This is a genomic window from Kribbia dieselivorans NBRC 106261, assembly GCF_001552435.1.
Classification (GTDB): domain Bacteria; phylum Actinomycetota; class Actinomycetes; order Actinomycetales; family Dermatophilaceae; genus Kribbia; species Kribbia dieselivorans.
This window is the reverse complement of the sequence record NZ_BCRE01000143.1, coordinates 1-5767: the sequence shown is the minus strand read 5'-3', so window position 1 is coordinate 5767 and position 5767 is coordinate 1. Positions and strand designations below refer to the sequence as shown.

General features: G+C 71.4%; 5 protein-coding genes. 3 read left to right on the top strand and 2 right to left on the bottom strand.

All coding sequences use genetic code 11. The annotated features are described in order from the left end of the window. Nucleotides 1-349: HNH endonuclease signature motif containing protein (locus tag KD1_RS16315; protein ID WP_169795388.1), on the top strand; the 349-nt coding region annotated here is incomplete at its 5' end. 65 nt (nucleotides 350-414) lie between these two features. On the opposite strand, the gene KD1_RS11735 is transcribed toward KD1_RS16315, so the two are convergent. Both KD1_RS11735 and KD1_RS11730 read right to left on the bottom strand, forming a co-directional pair. Then, the gene (locus KD1_RS11735; RefSeq protein ID WP_068402120.1) at nucleotides 415-1125 is read right to left on the bottom strand and encodes a hypothetical protein; all 711 of its coding nucleotides are present in this window, start codon (nucleotides 1123-1125) and stop codon (nucleotides 415-417) included. A 6-nt stretch (nucleotides 1126-1131) separates the two neighbouring features. After that, entirely contained in the window at nucleotides 1132-3249 is a 2118-nt protein-coding gene (locus tag KD1_RS11730; protein ID WP_083542413.1) for a glycosyltransferase family A protein, read from the bottom strand. Between the two features lie 87 nt (nucleotides 3250-3336). Here KD1_RS11730 and KD1_RS16620 point away from each other — a divergent pair, with 87 nt between their 5' ends. Both KD1_RS16620 and KD1_RS11720 read left to right on the top strand, forming a co-directional pair. After that, nucleotides 3337-3885: a hypothetical protein gene (locus KD1_RS16620; protein ID WP_068402117.1), complete on the top strand. Its 549-nt coding sequence runs from the start codon at nucleotides 3337-3339 to the stop codon at nucleotides 3883-3885. Between the two features lie 56 nt (nucleotides 3886-3941). After that, on the top strand, nucleotides 3942-5767 hold a 1826-nt coding region (locus KD1_RS11720), incomplete at its 3' end, for a glycosyltransferase family A protein (protein ID WP_157073320.1).

The window sequence follows — 5767 nt, the reverse complement described above, 5'->3', positions numbered from 1 at the left end:
GGAAGCCCGCCGCGCCGCGTGCAACGCCGGGTTGGTCCCCGTCGTCCTCGGTGGCGAGTCGCAGCCCTTGGATGTGGGCCGGGCGAAACGCCTGTTCACCGAACCACAACGACGAGCCCTCGCGACCAAGTACGACTCGTGTGCCGCTGAAGGCTGTGACCGGCCCTTCTCTTGGGCCGAACTCCACCACCTCACCCCCTGGGAACACGGTGGACCCACCGACCTCGCCAACGCACTACCCCTCTGCTGGGAGGACCACCGACGCATCCACAACCCCGAGTACGTGCATGAGCGGGTCCGAGAACCCGACGGGACCCTGATGATCCGCTTCCACCGGAGGCGACCATGACCACGCCCCGAAACCGGGGGAGAGCTCTGTCCACGCGCCGCCGGGAGGCGGAGGGCCGCATGGGACTATGGCGTGCTTGGCGTGCTTGGCGTGCTTGGCGTGCTTGGCGTGCTTGGCGTGCTTGGCGTGCTTGGCTCCGATGGGCGCCACGCCGCGAGGTGATCGACCTCGGACTGCAGGCCATGAACCACGTGCTCGTCCGCACCTGCGGCCTGAGCCCGATGGAGCAGGCGCTGAGCCGTGCGCAGCGCGATCGTGTGGGTCACACCCGGCCAAGGGGTGAGCCGGGGCACCTCGACGCTCGCGTTGGCGAGGGACTTGACGAACGCAGCTTCGAGGTTGTCGCGGACAGTGATGTCCTCGGCCCGCTCGAACAGGGCATGAAGTCCAATGTCGGCCACCACAGCCTCGCTGAACCGGCGCACCCGCTCGGGCCAGGGGATCAAACCCTTCTGCGTCGGCGAGAGGGGCAGCGTCCGGGCGACGAACCCCTCGCGTGGCGGTGGGCCGGGAAAGTCCTGGTGCGCGACGACGATGAACTCGTCCGGGTCGCGGTGGACCGCCCAGGACTTGAGCAGCACATCGAACGGCGTCCAACTGGTCGTGATGAGCAGCAGGCGGATCCGTGCCCCGGTCGGAAGGTCGGTCGCCGCCGGGAGCTCGGCTGCCGCCTCAGCCGCCTCGACGGCATCGATCACGTCGCCGACGTCAGGGTCGTCGGTCAGCGGCCATTCGGCATCGCCGGCGTGAGGAAGCGAGTCAGTGGGAAGGGACACGAACGCTCATTCCTGCGATCGGGGCGGGCGGGAGAAGAGAAGGCGCACGGCGTCCGCCGCGCGGCCCCACGAGGTGGAGCCGGGGCCGTTGGGATCGCCGTGCCGTGCCGCGGTCCGCGGTGTGGCGCGATCGGTGGGTGTGGCTTGGTCGGTGAGTGCGTGGCGATCGGTGGGTGTGTCGCTGGGCTGCCCGGTGGACATTTCCGGGACGGCCTCATGGAGCAGCGACACCTCGAGCCCGGCGGCGCGCCACCGCTGCGCCTCGGCCGTCGTGAGGCACACCCATTCCGGTTCGCAGCCCAGCCATTCCGGGCAGGTCGCACGCAGGGTGGCGATGTCCGGGACGCCGATCGGATCGGCGTCCAGCACGACGAGCACCCGCTCGACCTGCACAGCCATCGGCTCGGCCGGCGGCATTTCGAGGATCGTCGAACGCGACACCACGGCCACCGACGCGGCGACGGCGTCGGTGGAGGACAACTGCTCGAGACGGCCCTCCAGCAGCCGGTCGCGCAACGCCGGGGTGGTGACGCCGCGGTGCGGTGCCGGTTCCGTGGGGTCGTCCAGGTGGACCAGCCCGACCCGCAGCGTCGTGGGGGCGGGGTCGATCAGCCCGCTGGTGAAGGTCAGGTCGGGCAGCGTCGCGTCGGTGAGGTGAACGACGTCGTACGTCGTGGTGGAGGCCGGAGTACCGGGAATCCGAGCGACGAACGACCTCGGGGCCGGGAACGCCCGCTGCGCCGGGTCCTGGCGCAGCGGCAACTGCGGGGAGTGCACTCCACCCTCTGTCAGCAACTGGTGATGCCAGTTGGTGTACGACTGCCGGTACGTGATCCGGTCGGGGTGGGCCCAGTCCAGCGTGAAGTCGGCGCGGGACAGGGAACCGGAGCGCAGCCGCGTGATCGCCAGCGGCGTCTGCACGTCTGCGGTCGCCCCGAGCAGCGTGCGGATCCGCTCGTGATACTCGGAGTCGGCGCCCTTGCGCGTCGTGTCGAACGTGCCGAGCCGCTCGATCGTGCTGCGCCGCACCATGAGCGAGGACGCGTTCTGACGCAGCGCGCGGTAGCCCACCCACTGGTGGGTCAGTTCCTCCGTGGCGCGGAACGCCTCGGAGCGACTGCCCGAGGCCAACGGGTCCTCCAGCAGGGCCGCGACCTGTCGTTCGATGCGCTCCGGGTGCGACCAGTCGTCGCCGTCCTGGAAGGTCACGTACGCCCCGTCGGCCACGGCCAGCGCCGCATTTCGGCCGACGTAGGACCCACCGTTGACCGGCATGCGGAGCACGGTGATCCGCTCGTCGAGGGCGGCGGCCTCCTCGTACGTGTCGGCCCACTCCGGCCCGGAGGCGTCGTCGACGAGGATGACCTGCAGGTTGGCGTACGTCTGGTTGATGATCGACATCACCGAGGTGCGCAGCCCATGATCCGGGCGCCACGTCGGCATGATGACGGTGACCAGCGGCCCGTCCACCTGGCGCGGCGGAGCGGCGTGCAGCCCGTCGAACAGGGTCGGCGCGGCGACGTCGACACCGAACGCGGCCAGGCCGGCCTCGACGAACGGTGCCGTCAGCAGGCTCAGCCACTGGTCGTGATCACCGCCGAGCGAGGGGTGCGCCAGGTCGGTTTCGAGGCGCTGGCGGACATCCCAGTTGAGCTTGCCCAGCATCGGCAGGGTTCCGCGCACCTGCGCGGTGTGTCCGAGGACGTACGCGTTCTGCGCGAACACGGTCCGCTCGTGGATGCCCCCGAGACCCGGTCCGTGCCGTTCGATCAGAGCGGAGAACAGTCGGTGGGCGCGCTCCGGCCAGTCACCGTCACGGCCGCCGGCCCAGAGCACCGCCAGCGCCAGGGCGCTGTCGCAGCGGTCGGGATCGAGCAGGGCCGCCGGCACGTCTGCCGCGTCGATCCGGTCGGCGATCTCGCCGACCGTCAGGGTGCCGTCACTGGCGGCCAGCGCGAGCGCCTCTCCGACGGCCGGGGCCCGGGTGCGCAGGCCGACGGAGGCGAAGGTGCTCGCTCCTCGGCGGTGTGCTCCGGCGGCCACGCGCATGACGGCCAAGGACTCCCGGTTCTCGGCAGGGAGGGCCGCCGCCCGGAGGGGCGCAGCAGGGTGGGCGGCGGTCACGGGCAACACCCTAGACACGGCACTGATCGGCGAAGCATGGGAAGTATTGTCATCCCATCCCGCGTCCCCCCGGTAGGAGCCCCTCCCATGCGTTCACCCCGATCCATCGCTGCTGCCTTCGTGCTCCTCGTGCTGGCCGCGGTCGCCGCCGGAGCCGCGTGGCTGGATCGGTGGGAGATCGCCGTCACGGCCCTGAGCGTCCTCGGCCTCGTCACCGGCGTGATGGCACTGTGGGCCGGGGTTCGCGCAGGGCAGGGCGAGCGTGCCGTGATCCGTCGACTGGGCGCCGTGGAGAAGGCCATCGCGAAGCAGACCGCTGCGCTGGATACCCACTTCGGGTCGCTGGCGGCGGTGGAGTCGCGTTCCAAGACCGCCGAGAAGAACGCGAACGACGTCGGCGCGCGACTTGCGGCCGACATCGAGCGTCTGGAGCAGGCGTTTGGCGCCACCGATGCACGCTCGGCCGAGGCGCTCGAGGCGCTGCGGATCGCCGGGATTCGGCGGCCCGGTGAGGTCGTCCTGGACACCCAGGAGGTCGTGGGCATCCTGCGCAGCCTGCAGGCCCAGCACCTGGGTCGGCTGGATCGGGCCCAGGACGCACTGGACGCCGCGGTGGCTCGACTCGAAAAGCGCTGACCATGACGGAGGTGCCTGAGGCGAGCGGGGCCGGCGGGGCTGAGGCTGGAACCAGCGTGACTGAGGCGAGCGGGGCCGGGGCTGACAGGGCTGAAGCTGGTCTCAGCAGGCCGCTGACGCTGGCGCAGGTCATCGCCGACCACGCGGCGCTGGTGCCGGCCAAGCGCATCGGGGCGATGCGCAACACCGCGCTGCGCACCAAGTCGCTCGGTGCCCGCGAGATCCTCGCCCACCTCGCGACCCACGGAGCCCTGGACGCGGCCGCGCTCATCTCGCTCGGCGACGCCGCGACGACCGACCTCGAGGCCGCGGCCGGGCAGGTGCCCCTCGATCCGATCAGCGAGGACGACGCGCCCGCGTGGACGGCCTGGGCGGCCTTCGCCTATGTGGTGGCGCTCCAGATTCCCCACCCGGCGGAGCAGCGTGCGGCGCGCGGGCTGTACGACCTGTCCGCCCACGTGCACGGTGACGCCCACCTCACCACCGCGGACATCACCGTCTGGGCACAACTGCTCGCCACCCAGTCCGTCGAGGACCCGAGCCTGGTCGAGCGGGTCCGCGCCGTGCTGCGCCACCCCAAGGCCCGGCGCGAGGTCGTGGCCCTGACCGAAGCCGATCTGGCCCATCCGCGACTCCACCCGCCCGCACGCGGCTCCGCCCAGGCCGCTGCACCCGAGGTTGCCCACGCCGCAGGGCAAGCCACACGGCAATCCGCGGCGCAAACCGCCGAACAGGACTGGATCACCGACCTGTCCGCGGCCCTGGTCGGCCCGAGCCGGGTCGGGCTGCGGGTGCACCCCGGTGACGCTCCGGCACTGGACCGACTCCACGGCGCCTCCGGGCCCACGATCGAGACCGGGCCGCTCATCACCGTCATCATGAGCGCCTACAACCCCGGCGCCGACGCCCTCGTGGCCGCACGGTCGATCGTCGACCAGACGTGGCAGAACTGGGAACTGCTCGTCGTCGACGACCGCTCGCCCGATCCGGCACCGGGTATCTGGCGCGATCTCGCCGCGCTTGATCCGCGCATCCGGGTCATCCACAAGCACACCAACGGAGGGACGTACTCCTGCCGCAACGTGGCGCTCACCCAGGCGCGCGGCGAGTATGTCACCTGTCTCGACTCCGACGACTGGGCCCACCCCCAGCGGCTCGAACTCGGCGTTCGGCCGATGCTGGACGACCCACGGATCCTGGCCACCCGCTCGGCCGGGGTGCGGGCGACCAGCGACCTCGTCATCACCCGCGTCGGGTACCCCGGTCGCTTCGACGCGGCGAGCTCGCTGATGTTCCGCCTGGATCCGGTGTTCAACCGCGTGGGCTTCTTCGACCCGGTGCGCAAGGCGGCCGACACCGAGTACGCGCGTCGGATCGAGGTGACGTTCGGCACGACCGTTCACGACATCGGCGAGGACGTCATGACCATCCTGCGCTCGTCGCCGGAGTCGCTCAGCGCCGACGACTTCTCCCGCGGCTGGCGGCACGAGTCCCGGGCGGCCTACAAGCAGGCCTACGGAGCGTGGCACGAGGCCATCGCCGCGGGCGCGGACCCGTACCTCGACCCCTCGCAGCCGCGCCCGTTCCCCGCCCCGCGGCGCTGGTCGGCGGTGCGGGATGCGAGGACCCCCCATGTGGACCTCGTGCTCGGCGGGGACTGGCGGCGCTTCGGCGGCCCGCAGGTCTCCATGCTCGAGGAGATCGCGGCCGCCCGCGAGGCCGGGCTGAGCGTGGGGATCATGCATCTGGAGGCCATGCGCTTCTACACCGCCAACGACGATCCGCTCTGCGCCCCGGTGCGGGAGTTGATCGACGCGGGGGACGTCGAGCGGGTCTACCCCGACGACGACCTCGACATCGACGTGCTGCTCGTGCGGTACCC